This window comes from Streptomyces sp. SP18CS02 (assembly GCF_036322365.1).
In the GTDB taxonomy this organism is placed as follows: Bacteria; Actinomycetota; Actinomycetes; order Streptomycetales; family Streptomycetaceae; genus Streptomyces.
In genome coordinates this window covers 194,036-210,483 of the sequence record NZ_JAQYXC010000275.1, presented here as the reverse complement: position 1 = coordinate 210,483, position 16,448 = coordinate 194,036, and the positions used below count along the sequence as shown (strand labels likewise).

General features: G+C 72.2%; 14 protein-coding genes and 1 pseudogene. 10 read left to right on the top strand and 5 right to left on the bottom strand.

Features of this window, described 5'->3' with window-relative positions; translation table 11 throughout:
* Positions 1-74: 74 nt before the first annotated feature.
* The 6 genes and pseudogenes from PUR26_RS12045 to PUR26_RS12020 all read left to right on the top strand — a co-directional run bounded on the left by PUR26_RS12045 (position 75) and on the right by PUR26_RS12020 (position 5,881).
* Positions 75-830 carry a hypothetical protein gene (locus tag PUR26_RS12045; protein ID WP_329871929.1) on the top strand — a complete coding sequence of 252 codons (756 nt, stop codon included), beginning with the start codon at positions 75-77 and terminating at the stop codon, positions 828-830.
* Positions 831-1,160: 330 nt separating this feature from the next.
* Positions 1,161-2,105 (top strand): annotated as a pseudogene (locus PUR26_RS12040) (alpha/beta hydrolase); the annotation flags it as partial.
* 229 nt (positions 2,106-2,334) lie between these two features.
* Positions 2,335-3,501, top strand: coding sequence for an acyltransferase family protein (locus PUR26_RS12035; RefSeq protein WP_329871927.1), 1,167 nt, complete (start codon positions 2,335-2,337; stop codon positions 3,499-3,501).
* 68 nt (positions 3,502-3,569) lie between these two features.
* Positions 3,570-4,841 carry a sensor histidine kinase gene (locus tag PUR26_RS12030; protein ID WP_329871925.1) on the top strand — a complete coding sequence of 424 codons (1,272 nt, stop codon included), beginning with the start codon at positions 3,570-3,572 and terminating at the stop codon, positions 4,839-4,841.
* Entirely contained in the window at positions 4,838-5,509 is a 672-nt protein-coding gene (locus PUR26_RS12025; protein ID WP_329871923.1) for a response regulator transcription factor, read from the top strand. Before PUR26_RS12030 ends, PUR26_RS12025 begins: the two co-directional genes overlap by 4 nt.
* Before the next feature lie 150 nt (positions 5,510-5,659).
* Complete coding sequence (locus PUR26_RS12020; RefSeq protein WP_329871921.1) at positions 5,660-5,881, top strand: hypothetical protein; 222 nt, start codon at positions 5,660-5,662, stop codon at positions 5,879-5,881.
* 443 nt (positions 5,882-6,324) lie between these two features.
* Here PUR26_RS12020 and PUR26_RS12015 read toward each other — a convergent pair whose 3' ends face one another.
* Positions 6,325-7,341 (bottom strand): isopenicillin N synthase family dioxygenase, encoded by a 1,017-nt coding sequence (locus tag PUR26_RS12015; RefSeq protein WP_329871920.1) that lies wholly within the window; start codon positions 7,339-7,341, stop codon positions 6,325-6,327.
* 759 nt (positions 7,342-8,100) lie between these two features.
* On the opposite strand from PUR26_RS12015, the gene PUR26_RS12010 reads away from it, so the two are divergent.
* Entirely contained in the window at positions 8,101-8,247 is a 147-nt protein-coding gene (locus PUR26_RS12010) for a hypothetical protein (protein WP_329871919.1), read from the top strand.
* Between the two features lie 152 nt (positions 8,248-8,399).
* Here the strand turns inward: PUR26_RS12010 and PUR26_RS12005 are convergent, their stop codons facing one another.
* Complete coding sequence (locus tag PUR26_RS12005; RefSeq protein WP_329871917.1) at positions 8,400-8,783, bottom strand: MerR family transcriptional regulator; 384 nt, start codon at positions 8,781-8,783, stop codon at positions 8,400-8,402.
* A gap of 64 nt (positions 8,784-8,847) precedes the next feature.
* On the opposite strand from PUR26_RS12005, the gene PUR26_RS12000 reads away from it, so the two are divergent.
* A complete protein-coding gene (locus PUR26_RS12000; RefSeq protein WP_329871915.1) occupies positions 8,848-10,062 on the top strand; it encodes an MFS transporter in 1,215 nt (404 codons plus the stop codon).
* 1,047 nt (positions 10,063-11,109) lie between these two features.
* Here the strand turns inward: PUR26_RS12000 and PUR26_RS11995 are convergent.
* On the bottom strand, positions 11,110-11,673 hold the full coding sequence (locus tag PUR26_RS11995) for a type 1 glutamine amidotransferase (protein WP_329871913.1): 564 nt from the start codon (positions 11,671-11,673) through the stop codon (positions 11,110-11,112).
* Between the two features lie 73 nt (positions 11,674-11,746).
* Positions 11,747-12,994 carry a LeuA family protein gene (locus PUR26_RS11990; RefSeq protein ID WP_329871911.1) on the bottom strand — a complete coding sequence of 416 codons (1,248 nt, stop codon included), beginning with the start codon at positions 12,992-12,994 and terminating at the stop codon, positions 11,747-11,749.
* A gap of 265 nt (positions 12,995-13,259) precedes the next feature.
* On the opposite strand from PUR26_RS11990, the gene PUR26_RS11985 reads away from it, so the two are divergent.
* Both PUR26_RS11985 and PUR26_RS11980 read left to right on the top strand, forming a co-directional pair.
* The gene (locus PUR26_RS11985; protein WP_329871909.1) at positions 13,260-13,484 is read left to right on the top strand and encodes a hypothetical protein; all 225 of its coding nucleotides are present in this window, start codon (positions 13,260-13,262) and stop codon (positions 13,482-13,484) included.
* Between the two features lie 270 nt (positions 13,485-13,754).
* Positions 13,755-14,414 (top strand): LuxR C-terminal-related transcriptional regulator, encoded by a 660-nt coding sequence (locus PUR26_RS11980; RefSeq protein ID WP_329871907.1) that lies wholly within the window; start codon positions 13,755-13,757, stop codon positions 14,412-14,414.
* 583 nt (positions 14,415-14,997) lie between these two features.
* On the opposite strand, the gene PUR26_RS11975 is transcribed toward PUR26_RS11980, so the two are convergent.
* A complete protein-coding gene (locus tag PUR26_RS11975) occupies positions 14,998-15,660 on the bottom strand; it encodes a response regulator transcription factor (RefSeq protein WP_329871905.1) in 663 nt (220 codons plus the stop codon).
* Positions 15,661-16,448: the final 788 nt, after the last annotated feature.

Genomic DNA, 16,448 nt, shown 5'->3' with positions numbered 1-16,448 from the left:
ATCGGCCTAGAAGCAAGTGCCGCCTAACGGGTGACATGGTTTTAATGGGGCGTCGGCGACAGAAAGGCTGCGACATGAATCACGTAGCATTCGACGCGTGCGACATCCAGCGCCTCCAGCATGCAGTTGACTACGCGCACCACGCGTCCAAAAGCCCTCTGGAGACCCTCCTCCCGCCCTGGATACCAGGCCATCTGAAGCGGGAAATCAAGAGCCGGTGTACTGTCTCGCACTGTGCGACCCTGCTGTTCCCCGCCTCCGAGGACTCCGCTCTGGAGTACTTCAAGGGAAATGGCTGGCGGGCGGCAGCGACAATTCCGAGCGTTCTGGTGAAGCGTCGCCTGGTGGCGCGCCATCTCCTCCCGCAGGACGCGGAAATCCTGGTGACGCGACTGTGCGTCACCGACGACCCGGGGCCCGAGGTCGAGGTATTCCTCTTCCCGCGCTGCAGTCCCGGATACAGCTCCGACGTCAGCGACGAGGAACGCGTCCACGGTTTCGAGAACCATGTGGGACTCTTCCTGGGCGGACCCGAACCGGCGGTCCTCGCGAGCCTCGCGGACGGACTGGAAGCGGTGGGCGGGATGCTGTTCGAAGGCTCGGCGCACAACCCGCACGAGAACACCACCATGCTGTACTTCGCCCCCAGCGCGCGGGTCGCGCGGGTGCGTCGCCGCTTCCCCAGGTGGGAGCTGCAGTGCTCGGGCGATCTGAGCGCGGTCGCCCAGGCCCGGGCCGTCCGGGCCGACGAACTCGAACTGGCCTACAACGCGCTGAGGGAGAACTCCTCGTCGGGGCTACTCGCGCAACGCGCCTCGATGGCGGTCTGAGCACCGCTGTCGCCCCGGCGGCGCGCCGCGCCCACCCCACACGCCCCACGTCCACCGTCCATCCACCGTGGCGGGGCGGCCTCCTCCGAAGCGGGCCGCCCCGCTTCCGCGTGCCGGGCCACGCCGGACCGCACCTCCGCACCGGGGCTCTCGCCGACGCGGCCGGGCCGGCCGACCTCCTTCCCGGCCCCCCTACTCGTAGTACTTCAGGGGTACGCCGTGGATGCCCTCCCGGGAGTGACGCCGACCACCGGGCATGATCCATAGCTTCGGTACCGGAGAACACGGCCGGTCCCCGGCCGGAAACCGGTACGGAAGGACCACCCGCCCATGGCGCCCCGCTCGCGCATCCGACGCTCCCACCGCACCGTACTCGCGGCGCTCGTCATCGCCTCCGTGGCGATACCGGTGTCCGGGGCGGCCCGCCCCTCGACCGTTCCGGCACCCGTGCCGTCCCCCCTGGTCCCGCTGAGAGCGGCGACCCCGGCCGCGCTCGCCGAGCGATACGCCGCGAGCCGCGCCGAGATCGGTGCGGCCGGCCGTATGGCGGCCGCCCACGGGGACCGGGGGCGCGCCGCCGCGCTGCGCGACATGGCGGACCCGGCACGGCACTTCCTCTCCTTCGACGGCCGCGACGGCGGCCGCACCGCCGAGGTCTTCGGTGACCTGGCCCGGGCCGACCGGATCGCCGTCCTCGTCCCGGGCGCGGACACCGACCTGGACCACTACGACCGCTTCCGCGACGGTGCCGGATCCCTGCAGCGCGAACTGGGCGGCCGGGCGGCCGTCGTGGCATGGCTCGGATACGCGACGCCGGGAACGGTCGGCTTCGACGTGCTGACGGCGGACCGGGCGCGGGACGCGGCCCCCGCGCTCCGCGACTTCCTGCGGGAACTGCGCGAGGCCGGGCCCGCCACCCGCACCTCCCTGCTGTGCCACTCCTACGGATCCGTGGTCTGCGCCGAGGCCGCGTCGGGGCTCGACGTCGCCGACATCGTTCTCTACGGCAGCCCCGGCGTCGGCCATGACGACGTCGCCGCGCTGCGCACCCGGGCCACGGTCTGGGCCGGCCGCGCCAGCGGCGACTGGGTGGCCGATGTGCCGCACACCCGCCTCCGGCTCCCGTTCGCCACGGTCGGGTTCGGGGCGGACCCGCTTTCGCCCCGGTTCGGCGCACGCGTCTTCGCGGCCGGGGACGGCGGCCACAGCGACTATCTGAAGCCCGGCTCCACCTCTCTGAGAAGCCTCGCCCGGATCGTCTCCGGAACGGTTCCCCCGGGACACGGCCCGTCAGGTCCGCCGGCCGTGGAGGCCATGGACCCCGTCGAGCCCACACCGTCCGGTCGGACGGGGGCGGTACGGACCGGTACCGCGCAACTCGGTCCCGTGCAACCGGGTTCCCTACGGACCGGCCGCGTGCAGCCCGAAGCCGTCGGGACCGGCTCCGCAGGGGCCGGTGACGCTCGGCCCGGCTCCCGTACCGCCATACCCGTGGGGGCCCGCCATGCGTGACCTCGTCCGGCGGATCGACGCGGCCACCCCGCCCGGGCGGGACCGGACGATCGACGCCCTGCGGGCACTCGCCGTCCTCGGTGTCGTCCTCGGCCACTGGCTGGTGACCGCCCTTGTCACCGACAGCGGGAGGGTGCACGGATCCAGCCCGCTCACGTACATGCCGGAACTCGCCCCCGCGTCCTGGGTGTTCCAGACACTCGCGGTCTTCTTCCTCGTCGGCGGCTCGGCGGGCGCGCGCAGTCACGCCTCCGCACGGGCGCGGGGTGTGCCGTACGGCCGGTGGCTCGGCGCGCGGACGGCCCGGCTGTCCGGACCGGTGGTCGCCCTGCTGGTCGTGTGGACCGTGGTGGCGGGCATGATGCTCGCCTCGGGGGCCGGCCCGCAGACCGTGCGCACGCTGTCCAAGCTGGTGTTGTCACCGCTGTGGTTCCTGCTGGTCTTCGTGGCGCTGACGGCGGCCACGCCACTGCTCGGCAGGTTGCACCCGTTGTGGCCGACCGCCGTCGTGCTCCATGTCGACCTGGTCCGCTTCGGCCTGGACGGGCCGGCGTGGCTCGGCTGGATCAACGTGGCGGCCGGCTGGCTGGTCCCGTACAGCGTGGGCGTGGCCTGGGCCCGTGGCGGCATGCGCAGTCCCGCCGCCGGATGGACCATGCTGCTCGGCGGCGCAGGAGCCACCCTCGGACTCGTCCTGTGGGCCGGCTACCCGGTGTCCATGGTGGGGGTGCCGGGAGCGGAGATCTCCAACCTCGACCCGCCCACCCTCGCCGCCGTCACCTTCGGCACCGCCCAGTGCGGGGCGGCCGTGCTGCTGCTCGGCCGGCTGCGCCGGGTGCTGCGGCGGCCGGCCGTCTGGGCGGCGGTCGCCCTGGTGAACCTCTCCGCCATGACGATCTTTCTCTGGCACCAGACCGCGATGATCGCGGTCACCGCCATCGGTCTGCTCGGCGGCGGTCACCTGCCTGGACTGCACACGGTCCCCGAAGGCCCCGGGTGGATCCCCGCCCGGCTGGCCTGGCTGCCGGTTTTCGCGGGGGCGCTGGTGGTGTGCTGGGCCGCGTTCCGCGCCTACGAACGGCCAAGGCAACGGACCGTGCCCGTCACGTCTTCGGGCGGAGGCCGACCCGCCCGTCCGGCCGGGATGCGAGGTACCTAGAATGGACGCGGTGAACGACGGGGGCGGCAGACACGGGGTGCGGCGACTGGTCAAGGCGCTGCCTGCCCGTGCCGCGGACACTGCTGGACGACCTTTTCACGACGGCCCGCGACCCGCTGCCCCGCCACACGTACCTGGGCCGGCTCCCGCACGCCCACATCGGGCTCCTCGCGGTGGCCATGGGCATCTACCACGCGAACGACTACGTCGAAGGCACCCAGCCGGCCCCGGTGTACCTGCCGCTGCTCCTCGTGCTCCAGCCGGCGGCCGCCGTCCTCGCGCTGTTCCGCCCGCTGCCCGCCTGGTGGCTGTCGGCGATTGCCCTCTTCCTGACCGCCGAGGCCGTCGACACGAGAATCGGCCACGACGTGGTGTGGCCCCGGAGCGTCGCGGCGATCGCACCGCACACCCTCGTGCTGCTTCTTCTCGCCCTGCGGGTCCACCCCCGGATCGCGGTCGAGGCACTGGTGATCACCGCCCTGGCCGAGGCGGTCAGTCTGTCCCTGGCGTCCGGGGCCCACAACCAGGTCCTCGCCCGGGGCCTTGTGGCGTTCGCGACGGCGGTGGTGGTGGGCGCCTCGCTGCGCTACGGCCGGGTGGCGCGTACACGTCTGGTCGTGCAGGAGGTGCTCACCGCCGAGGAACGCTCCCGGCGCACCCTGCTGGAGGAGCGCAACCGGATCGCCCGTGAACTGCACGACGTGGTGGCCCACCACATGTCGGTCATCTCCATCCAGGCCCAGGTCGCCCGGCACCTGGTGACCGACCCGTCCGAGGAACTGACGGAGAACCTCGCGGGCATCCGGCGAAACGCCGTGGAGGCCCTGACCGAACTGCGCCGGGTGCTGGGCGTACTGCGCTCCGAGGACGCCCTCCCGGAGCGGACGCGGCATGCCCCGCAACCCACGCTGGACCGGCTGGACGAGCTGGTCCGCAATGTGCGCGCAGCCGGGTCCTCGGTCGTCACCGAGACCACGGGGACGCGGCGCGCGCTGTCGCCGGGCGTCGAGCTCTCGGCGTTCCGCATCGTGCAGGAGGCCCTCAGCAACACCATGCGGCACGCCCCGGGAGCGGCCGTACGCGTGGAGATCGGTCACCGGCCGGACGGTCTCATCGTCCGGGTCACCAACACCGCGCCCGACGGGCCGGCCCCGCCCTCGCCCGGCGTCGGCCACGGACTGCCGGGCATGCGCGAGCGCGCCGCGATGCTCGGTGGCGAACTGGCCACCGGTCCTCTTCCCGGCGGCGGCTGGGAAGTGACCGCCCTCCTGCCCGCCGAGGCGCCCAAGCCCGCCGAAGCCCCGAAGCCCGCCGTCACCCCCGCCGAGGACCTCTCATGACGCCCATCCGTGTGCTGATCGCCGACGACCAGATGATGGTCCGCCAGGGCTTCACCGTGCTCCTCGACGCCGAACCGGACATCGAGGTCGTCGGCCAGGCCGTGAACGGCCTCGAAGCCGTCGACAAGGTGGCCGAACTTGCGCCGCACGTCGTGCTGATGGACATCCGCATGCCCGAGCTGGGCGGCATAGAGGCCACCCGCCGTCTCACCGGGCCGGCCGGTGCCGCCGCCAAGGTCCTCGTCCTGACCACCTTCGACCTCGACGAGTACGTGTACGAGGCGCTGCGCGCCGGGGCGTCCGGATTTCTGCTGAAGGACGCGTCCGCCGACGAGCTCGCCCACGCCGTACGGGTGGTGGCCGCCGGCGACGCCCTGCTGGCACCCCACATCACCAAACGGCTCATCGCCGAGTTCTCCCGGGTGAGCGGCGCCCCGCGCTCCCCGCTCAGGTCCCTGGTGGGCGAGCTGACCGAACGCGAGACCGAGGTCCTCTCCCTGATCGCGCAGGGCCTGTCGAACGCCGAGATCGCCGGACGGCTGGTGGTGGCGGAGCAGACCGTGAAGACCCATGTGAGCCGGATCCTGGTCAAGCTGGGCCTGCGCGACCGTACCCAGGCCGCGGTCTTCGCCTACGAGACGGGAGTGGTGCGCCCGTCGGGCTGCTGAGCCCGCGGGCCGCGGCCCGGAAGTGGACCAGACACCCGCCCCCCCGGGCCACGCCGCATCGGCCCGGGACGCCCGTGAGGCGGCGGGGGCCCGTCGCACCGTAACGGACCTCGACGTGCCGCCGGTGCCGATCCGGCGCAGGGTAGGGGCATGAACACGCAACCGCCCGTGATCGTCTACCCCACCTCGGAGACAGGCGGCCGCACAGTGCGGGCCGACGGGGCGATCCTCGGCCTCGCGCACAGCGTCGCCGATCTGGTCGACCTGCTGAGCGGGGTCGGGCTGGAGCTCGATCCGGACGAGGTGGTCTCGTCGCCGCTGATCGAATGGAGGGGCGGCGGAGCGGCAGTGTGGGCCGAGTCGCCACCCTGAGCCATGTCCCGGGTCGGTGGCCCGCGTCCCAGGTCCCCGGCCGCCCCCGCGTACACGCTGATCCGTCCGTCGACCCCTCTCTCCCCGGCGGTCCCACCCTGAACGGCTTCTCCGTGGAACGGTCCCTCCGGGCCGCCCTCGGGCGACCCGCGCAGGCGCGATGGCGCCGCCATCACGGTGAATCCCCGCCGTGTCGCACGTCACAGGTGTGGGATTCCGGGTCCGGGGCAGCAGAATGTCGACCGGCGCTCGACGGGCCTCCCCCCCGGGCCGCACCGAGCGCCGGACAGCCCCGCCATCACCCCCCCGGTGGCGGGGCTCGAACGTACCCCCGGCCGTTCCCGGGGCGGCCCGCACCGGCGGCATGCGGAGCCTGAGTCGGCGGCGCGGGGCCCACGAGGGCGGCCGGGGGCCCGCGCCGAGTGGTCCGGACGGCCCGGCGGTCAGCCGGAGACGAGCTCGGGATGGTGCCGGCGGGCCACCTCGGGGTGGGCCCGGACCCAGCCCTTGAGTTCGTTGCGGCCGTACTCGGCGTGCAGGGGGTTGGCCAGGTCCTCCTCGACACCCGGCGCCAACCGCAGATAGCGGCCCGGAACCGTTTCGACGACGGTGTCCAGCCGCGGGTTGTAGAAGAACGGGACCGAGAACCGCTCCACGGCGCCCGGCGGGCTCACCACCCGGTGGTCGGTCGCCGTCAGATAGCCCCGGGTGGCGATCTCCAGCAGCTCGCCCAGATTCACCACGAACGCCCCGGGCATCGGCGGAACGTCCAGGAAGGCGTCCCCGGAACGCACTTGCAGCCCGCCCACACCGTCCTGGAGCAGCAGGGTCAGGAAGCCGTAGTCCTTGTGGGCTCCCACACCCTGCCCGGCTCCCGAAGGCGACGACCCCGGGTAGCGGATCAGCTTGGTGTGCAGATGGGGGCGGTCGGCGAACGCCTCGTCGAAGAAGTCGACGGGCGCCCCGATCGAGGCCAGCAACTCACGCAGCAGCTTGTGGGCCACCGTCGCCAGCCGCTCCTGCCATGACAGCACCCCCGTACGCAGCTCCGGCAGCGCGGACGGCCACTGGTTGGGGCCCTCCAGCCACAGGTAGGCCGGGTCCTCCTCGCCCACCTCGATGGCGGGCCGTTCCGCGCCGACGTCCAGTTGGTCACGCCAGTCGCTACGGCCACCGGTGAGCTCATGGCCGATCCGCGTGTAGCCGCGGAAGTGGGGCGAGCCCACATTGCTGACCGCCAGCCGGTCGGCCTCGGGGAGAGCGAAGAACGCCTTGGTCAGCTCCAGGACGCGGTCGATCTCCGCGTCCCTGATGCCGTGTCCGGTCAGATGGAAGAAGCCGACGTCACGAGCGGCGTCGTGCAGCTCCTGGAGGAAGGCGGCCCGGGTGGCGGGATCGTCCGCCCGCGACAGGTCGACGACGGGAAGGGAGCCGGGTACAGCGATACGCGTGGACGGCATGGCGGATTTCCGTTTCTGATGTACGAGGCCCTGTCCCCGGGGATGGCGGGGCGGCGGGTACGGGAAACGCCGGCGGGGGTGGAGCCGGATTCCGCGGGAGACCGCTACAGGACCTGAGCAGGCTGAGAAATGAGGCGTCAGTCCTGAGGGGGACAGCTCGTGGTCGTCACACGTGCGTAGTCCACGTGTCGGCGCATCACGAGAAAAGTCACGGGCAGATCCTAACGCCAGGCCGGGGGGCCGCTCCGGAGACGTCGGTCACAGCACGCCACCGGGGGCCGGCCGCACGCGCCGAGCCGGACCGGGCGCCACAGCGGGGCCTCGTGCGCGGCGGGCCGGTGTGAGGGCTGTCCATGGGACGGCCGGTCCGCCGGCGGACGCCGCCCCGGGCGTGTCGCCTGAGGCGAGGCACACGAACCGTGGTGTCATAGGTGTCTCCTTCTCGCTGCGGGGAAGCGAGGGGTGCGCAGGCCCGCCGTCCCCGGGAGGCGGATGGGGAACGGAGAGGACCTCGCCGGTACCGGTGCGGCCGCGCTGTCGGTACGCGTCCGGCGCCGAGCGCCCCACTCGCCCGAACGGGCAACAGGGTCCGGGCAGCCGGGCGTCGCCGCAAGAGCACGGCGCTGTCCGGGACAGCCCCCGCGCTGTCCCGGACAGCGGGCGGCGCCGCGTTCGCACACATCACACGGCGCCGGCCGGGTAGGCGCACCCAGGAACGTCGGTTCACGGTCTGGACCACCCCATCACGCAGGAGGCGCCATGCCCGGACTCATCGCACGGATCAAGCAGTTCGGCCGGAGCCCGCAGGGCCGGCGGGCCATCGACTCGGCACGCCGCGCGGCCGCGGACCCCAGGAAGCGGGCACAGGCCCGCGAGCTGATCGGCAAGCTGCGGACTCGGCGCTGACGTACGGCGTACCGGACCTTCGCCGCGCCGTACGGGGCCTGCCCCGCTCCCCGGGGCCCGGCCCGAGGCGGCGTCGCGGACGTGCCGACGCGGCCGAGGGGCCGCCGGGCCGGGTGTCGGCCGGGCGGCCCTGACCGGGTGATGAGGACGGTTCAGGTGACGGACCGGAGCCGGAGCTCGTCGCCCGCCACGGTGTCGAGGTACTCGCTGACCGCGTCCCGGTTGCGTATGAGGCACTGGATGCGCCGGGTCATGCGGTCGCGCTCCTCGGTGAGGGTGGCGATCATCTCGGGAGTGGCGTCGGGGAAGTGGATGACGCGCGGCTTGTCGAGGCAGGGGAGGATCTGCTTGATGATGCGGGTGGGCAGCCCGGCGTCGAGCAGCCCGCGGACCTGGATCACCCGGTCGACGGTGCTCTCGTCATAGGTCCGGTACCCGTTGGCGGCCCGCTCGGAGACGATGAGCCCCTGCTCCTCGTAGTAACGCAGAAGGCGCCGGGACGTGTCGGTACGCTCTGCCAGTTCACCGATGCGCATGTGACCCACCTCACGTCTGGACTGTTTGACCTTCACATAGGTGTGAAGGTTTGAGCATACCGGCATGTCACCTACAGAACTCTCCGTCGACTCCTCCACCCCATCGGGCGCCAAGGCCGGAAAGCTGCCGATGGCGGCGTTGTGGGCGCTGTCGACCGCCGTGTTCATCACGAGTCTCACCGAGACGCTGCCCGCCGGCCTGCTGCCGGCGATGAGTGCCGACCTCGGGGTCGGTGAGTCGGCCGCGGGGCAGACGGTCACGATCTACGCGATCGGCACCGCGGCGACCGCCGTCCCCCTGACGGCCGCCACGGCGGGATGGCGGCGCAAGCGCCTGCTGCTGACCGCCATGGCCGGGTTCGCCGTCGCCAACACGGCGACGGCGTTGTCGGGCGACTACGTGCTGACGATGGTCGCCCGTTTCGTCGCCGGTGTGGCCGCGGGCCTGGCATGGGCGCTGCTGGCCGGTTACGCGCGCCGAATGGCCCCCGTCCATCTGCAGGGCAAGGCGATCGCCATCGCGATGGCCGGCATCCCGGTCGCCCTGTCGCTGGGCGTGCCGGCCGGAACGTTCCTGGGGAAGGTCCTCGGCTGGGAGGTGGCGTTCCTGATGATGACGGTGCTGACGGTGATCCTGCTCGTGTGGATCGCCGCCGCGGTTCCCGACCATCCCGGGCACAAGGGGGAGGGCCGACCGCCGATGCTGCGGGCCTTGCGGGTGCCCGGGGTGTCGCCGGTGCTGTTCGTGACGCTGGTCTTCGTGCTGGCGCACACCGTGCTCTACACGTTCATCGCGACCTTCCTGGACCGGCTCGGGATGGGCGGGTCGACCGATGCGGTGCTGCTGGTGTTCGGTGCGGCCTCCCTGGTGAGCGTCTGGGTGGTGGGAGCCCGTATTCACCACCGTCTGCGGTCGTTGACGATCGCGAGCGCGCTGCTGGTGGCCGTCGCGGCCGCCCTGCTGGCGGTGCTCGCCGACAGCGCCGTCGCGGTCTACGCGGCGGTGGCCCTGTGGGGCCTGGGCTGGGGCGGTGTGCCGACGCTGTTGCAGACCGCCGCGGGTGACGCGGGCGGGGAACAGGCCGACGCGGCGCAGGCGATGCTGGTCACCCTGTGGAACGTGGCGATGGCCGGGGGAGGTGTCGTCGGAGGCGTCCTGCTGAACGTCTTCGGCACGTCGTCCTTCCCCTGGAGCGTCCTGCTGCTGATGCTGCCCGTTCTGGTGGTCGTGTTCGCGGCCCGCGGCCACGGCTTCCCCGCTCGGCGGACGGGTGCGTGAACCCTTGCTCCCGCCCCTCGGAGCAGGATCCGCTCACGGGAGCCGCACCGGACCCCCTCCCCGCCACGAGGACGGCGTCGACGCGTTCCACGGCTGCTGCGCCGGCATCGCGGCGAGCGTGCGCGCAGGGCGTCGCGGTCCGGACGGGACATCCCGGACACGACCCGCGGGGTTCACGCGAGCGCCGTCGTACGGGACGCGGCCCGCGGGCGTGCCGTCGCCCCGGGGCCGGGCGAGGCGCTGCTGAGCGCCTCGCCCGGCCCCGGGGCGTGTGGGGGAGGATGCTCTGCGAGCCGGGTTGCGCGGAAGGCATCCCGACGGGCCTCCGGGGGCCGCGGACGAGTGTCCGTGTGGGGGCCGGGATCCGCGCGGTGGGGTGTGGGCACCGCAGAGCGGGGTGGCGGAGTGGGGTCGCGACCGGTCCGGGCGGCTTGGTGACCGGACCGGCCGCGGCCCCGGTGCGGCGACGGCGTGCCGAGCATTGCGGTGACATGGAGGATGCCCGGCGCGCTGTTGCCGCCACCGACAGCGTGCGGACGCCGTCGGCTGGATCAGGGGTGTCTTCCGGTGGTGCGGTGGGCGGTGGCGAGTGGGGGGGATCCGATGGGGGCGGATCCTCACCGTGCCGACCGCACCACCGGATCGGATGACGTCCGGCAGAAGGACGTCATGGCTGTTGAGGCTGCCTGTGACGTGGTCACCTCGGCGCTCCTGGAACCGTCGTGGCGGCCGGTCCCGCCGGACCCGCTGACCGCATCACACCGACGGTCGCGGGGCGACGAGGATGGGGGGACGGGCATCACGGCGCCGGGCCCGGTGGCAAGGGCCCGCCCGTGGTGGCCGGGGCGAGGAGCGTGCCGGCTGTGCCCCGGCTCCGGAGCGGCGCCGCCATCGCGTGGGTGCCGTCGTGGCGGGGATCCGTTCCGCCATGCCCGCGCCGTCCGCCAGAACGCTCATTCTCAGTCACCTCGTTGTCGTTGTGCGTGGGTGCGGTCCGGCGGTCCGGCGGCCGGCCCGAGGAGGGGTCTCCCAGGAGCGTGCGGGGGCTCAGCCGAACATCCGCGTGAAGCCCCGCAGGATCTCCAGTCCGTCCTCGCGGAACTCGACATGCGCCTGGGCGCCGTAGATCCGGCCGTCGTGCGACCGCAGGAACTCCACCGGCGCGTACTCCGACCGACCGATGGAACGGAACCCCTCCGGTGCCTCCTGCAGGTAGAAGGTGTGGCGGTGGAACACGCTCACGGTCGGCTTGACGTACGAGAACAGCGGCTCGTCCTTGTCGACCTGCACGTCGTAGCCGCCGACCCGCTGGGGGCCGGGCTCCAGCTGCCCGCCGGCCGCCGTCGCGATGACCTGCATGCCTCCGCAGATTCCGAAGACCGGGACCTTGGATCCCATGACCAGATCGATCAGGGGCCGGTAGTAGCCGATGTCATGGGCGCGCACCTTGGTACCGCTCAGCACCACGCCCTGGTAGCGGGCGTCGAGGCGGTCCGGCAGCTGGGAGCAGCGGACCGTCTCGGTCTTCGCCCCCAGGGACTGCAGGCGCCTGCACAACTGATCCAGGGACAGGGTCCCGTTGTTCACCACGAGTACGCGTGGGGACGTCACGTGCCTTGCTCCTCTCGGTGCGGATCCCCTGCCGCTGCCGTCCGGTGGGGCGGGACGGCGGACAGGACTGGTCTCAAGCCCGCGTGGTCACGGTTCCGGCGGGTTCCGCGAGCAGGTCCGGTACCGGCGCTTGGCCGGTACGGGCCCGCACCGCACCGCGCTCCGGCGCCCCGCGGAATTCGACCGCCGCCTTGCGGATCGCGTCCCGGTCGAGCAGCGGTCGCCCGGCCTGCTCCTGACGCGCGAGCAGCCAGGGGGTGAAGCCGGCGATGTCGACGTCGACACCCGAGTCGGCCAGTGCCCAGGCGACCAGGCGCGGCGTCAGCCGCGAACGGACCCGGAGCTCGCGGGTGTTGCCGACCTCCTGGGGCGGCAGGGACTCGTACGCCGCCGGACGGGCGAGCTGGCCCGTCAGTTCGTAGGCGAAGGCATACGGTGTGGTGGGGCCCGGCATGAAGGCGTTCCCGAGTCCCGAGGCCTGCACCGCGGCCCGCGTCAGCTCGGTGAGGTGCGAGAGGTCGAAGCGGGTGTCGCCGTGGATGACGCGCAAGGCGATCAGGATCTCGGCCAGTGGGGCGTTGCCGCCCCGCTCGCCGATCCCGCCCGCCGTGGTCGAGATCCACCGCGCCCCCGCCTCGACAGCGGCCAGCGAGTTGGCCACGGCCAGCCCCAGCATGTTGTGCGAATGGATCTCGATCTCGGAACCCTCGACCGCGACCAGGGACCCGATCACCTCACCCATCTGCGAGGGCGAGAGGCAGGCGACGGTCTCCGCCAGCCGGAACCGGTCGGCGCCCGCCTCGAAGCCGGCCCGCACATAGGAGACCAGCCGCTCCCTTTCCGTACGCGCCCCGTCCTCACCGGTGAACGTGACGTGCAGACCCCGCTCCTTGGCCAGGCCGATCGCCGCCCGGGCGGTCGCGATCAGGTACCTGGTGCTCGTCGACGCCAGCTTCAGTCGGGCGTGCTCCGCCGAGGCGGGAAGGGAGAGAACCACCGACCGGCACCCGAGGAGAACCGCCTCGTCCAGCGCCTTCGCCACCTGCTGCCGGTCCCGCACCACGACGAGGCTCTGGCTGCGTTCGGGGCCGACGGCTTCGTGGGTGGCGAGCACGAGTCCGGCGTCCGCCGACGACGGGCCGGAGATCATCCCCACCTCGACCAGCTCCACGCCCGACCTCACGAGGAGGTCCGCCATGCGGGCCGCGTCGCGGGGTCCGAACTCCACCCCGGCCATATGGGCGGCGTCGCGGAGCGTCGCATCGGAGATGCGGGGCAGCCCCGACGGGAGGCCACCACCGTTGTCCGCTGCTGCCGGCATCGCGTTCCCTCCTTCTCCCGGATCCTGTGCCAGGGGCAGATCGTCGAATCTCGAAAGGCGGTCCCCGCGCCGAAATTCCTGGAAAGTCTTCGATATCCACCAGGAAGCATCGACTATTCGGAATGCCGCGTTCGGCGGAAATCCAAGGGCCGCGGTATCGCGGTTCTCCGCTCGCGAGCGGAGGTTCGTCGTGCGTTTGTGCAGTTCCTTGCCCCATGCGCCGTTGCCAGAGATTCCGGCCATTCGCCGAGAGAAGCCCTGTGGGGTGTACATCAACGTCATTCCAGGTCGGAGGGGATGGAGCGAGTCGGTGCGGTCGGCTTCGCTGAACAGCTTCTTCGTTTTCGAGGCGCTCGTCAACAACTCCTATGTCAGACGTTTGTCAAGCTTTGTCACGTCGATGTCAACCCAGGAAAAAGATGCGGGATCGGCGGTGGTCGGCCGTCATTTCTCGGTGACGTGCCTGTCGACGATGGAACTTCTGGATTAGTGTGACCGGCGTCCCCTTGGAGTGGCCGCGCGGAGGCGGAACTCGAGTCCCCGTGTGAGCTCGCGATGGTTCGGGGCGCGGCCGGGAAAGGCCGGGAGCGGACCATGGTGCGACCGCCGCGCTGTCATGGGGGTGTCGCAGCGGGCACGGTGCCCGCGCTGCCGGGCGAGGGTCTTCCCCGTGCGGTTCCCGGACGCCCTGCCGGTCACACCCGAACGGCAGCGCCTCGCTCGGGACAGGCGGGGCGGTCGAAAGGGAGAGGAAGAGGGGATGACCTTCATTGTCGAGCTGATCTTCCGGGAGGGAGCGGGGGACCGCCCGGGAGGACGGGAGGAACACCGGGCCTACTGGAACGGCAGAGCCCGGGAGGGGGTGCTGATCGGAGGGGGGCCCTGGCGGGACGGCCCGGGGGAGCTGCTGCTGTGTGAAGCACCCGACCGTGCCTTTCTGCTCCGTGTGGTGCACGCGGATCCCTCCGTCGCGTCCGGGGACGTCGTCCGGTTGCGCATCCGCGAATGGAACGTGGTGATGGGCGACTTCGGGCCGCCGGCACGCGCACACCTCACCGGCGGCCGGGAGCCGGCCAGGGCCTGGCCGCCCCTGGCCGCGGCGGGCGGTACGGGCGGGCTGCCCGTCGGACAGCCCGCACGCGAGCCGGCCACCCGCCGCCGAGCGGACGAGGCCGCGGAACGGCGCGGCCCGGCGGGTGCGGGAGCCGGGTCCGGCACGGGCTGTGCAGAGCTGACCGCACACGAGGAACGCATCGCCGCGATGATGGTGGACGGCATGACCAACCGCGCCATCGCCCAGGCGCTGTCGGTCTCCACGCGCGCGGTGGAACTGCACATCACGCGCATCTACCTCAAGCTGTCCATCAGGCGGCGGGCCCAGCTCGCTCCGGCGCTGAGCAGGCGCCGGGAGGTGGTCTGACCCGGGGCCGGTGCCGGGGTCATCCGGTGGGCCGGGAGCTGCGGCATCCCGTAGTGCGTGCGTCTTCGGGGCGCGGATACGTTGCCGGGGACGCTTCCGACGCTCCGACAGATGGGTGATGCCGTCATGGACGCTCTCTCCGTACCGCGGTTCGGGGCCGCCGTACGGCCGGAGCACCCCGCCGTCCGCCCGGAGTCCGGCAGCGCGGACCGGACGCCGCCCGTCCTGGGTCCGGCCGGCCTCCGGCGAGAGGGCGGGACCGTGGGGGAGCGGGACGGTGGGACCGCGACCCGTCGCCCCACGGGACGGCCGGCGCACGCGGCGTCCGCGGTCTGAACCGATGGCACACCGGCCCGCGTCCGCCGGCGGTGCCGGCCCCCGGTCCGCCGGGCGTGGTCGTCCCCTCGCCGGCATGCCCGGCCGGGCCGTACCCGCGCCGGATCGGCCGGGCCCGGGCAGTGTGCGCGGGGGAGAAGAGCGTCGCCGGGAGGAACACGGGGTGACCGGTGAGCGGCGCGGTCCGGGACCGCGCGGATCCGCCCTCACGACGAGGAGGCGGCGGGAGTGGCCGAACGCCTGTGGGTCACGCGTGACCGATCCGGTAGCCGACGCCCCGCACGGTGGTGATCCAGCTCCTGGCGCCCAGCTTGCCGCGCAGGCTGCTGACATGGGTGTCGAGCGTGCGGCTGTATCCGGCCCCGTGGTCGCCCCAGACCTTCACCATGAGTTCCTTGCGCGACACCACGGTCTCGGGGTGGGAGGCCAGGGTGTAGAGGAGCTCGAATTCCTTGGAAGTGACGTGGATCGCCCGGTCGTCCATACGGATCTCACGCGCCCTGCCATCGATGTGCAGCGGGCGGAGCGAGATGGCCTGGGGAGCGGACGGCCGGGGTCGCGCACGGCGCATCACGGCCTCGATCCGGGCCATGACCTCCGGTGATCCACAGGAGGTCACGACGCAGTCGTCCGAGCCCGCCTGCAGGGCGAGAACCCGGTCGAGCTCGGTGTCGCGCCTGGTGAACGAGATGAGGGGGGTATCGCTGACGGACCGTATGGCCCGGCACACGTCGAGGCCGTCGATGTCCGGAAGATCGAGGTCGAGCAGCACCAGGTCCGCCTTCTGATGCTTCTTCAGTGCTTCGGTGCCCGTGTCGACGACATCGGCGTCGTATCCCTTGCGGCGCAGTGTGTGCACCACGGGTTCCGTCATGGAAGCGTGCTCTGCCACCACGAGTACACGTAACATAATCCCTCGCTGACTTCTTCAAGAGTTCGAGCGATGTCCCGGAACCGGGCCTCGGTCGGGGCCGTCACCGCCGGTGCGGGCGGACCCCTCCCTTCGGCCCGGAGCTGTTCTGTGAGCGCGCCACGCCCCGCGCGTGCCTAGGGGGTGTCCCGCCGGTCTTGCCGGGCTCGCGACGCATGGCACCGAACGCCGCTCACCGATCCGGCCCGATCGACAGGACACCCCTGGGGGCGGTTGTCGGCGGAGCCCCGGTGTCACCGGCGGCGCTCTCCTGTGACGATGGCGGCACCGGTTCCCTCCCGAACCCCTCGAAGGTCTTCTGCCGGACGTCGAGAATCCGACGGTTCGTGTCGATCGCCTCCCGCGAACCCCTGTACTCGTAGCGCCTCTCGCTGCCCGCGCCCACCGGCGCGGCGGCCGCCGGCCCCTCTCCGAGCGAAGGGCCCCGGCTTGGACGTGATGCCCGAGCCGGGCGCTTGGTGTCGATTATATTGGCACCCCGTGACAGACGGGGGCAAGCAACAGGCCTTTTCCCTGGCCCCGTTGGCACCCCTCGGCACAGGCGTTCGGTTGAGATCGAGGTTGTTGCCGGGCCCGAGGGCGAGATCGACTTCGGCCATCTTGCGGGGACGCCCTCAAAACGTGAGCGGTGCCCCCGAACGGTGCAAAGCACCGGCACTGAGCTGGTCATTCGGGTGTGATGCGGACTCGGTCCGGCAGATGGGGCGGATGGTGACCCGGCCGGAAATCGACGCCATTCCCGCGTGTACCTGTGGTCTGTCCGTACA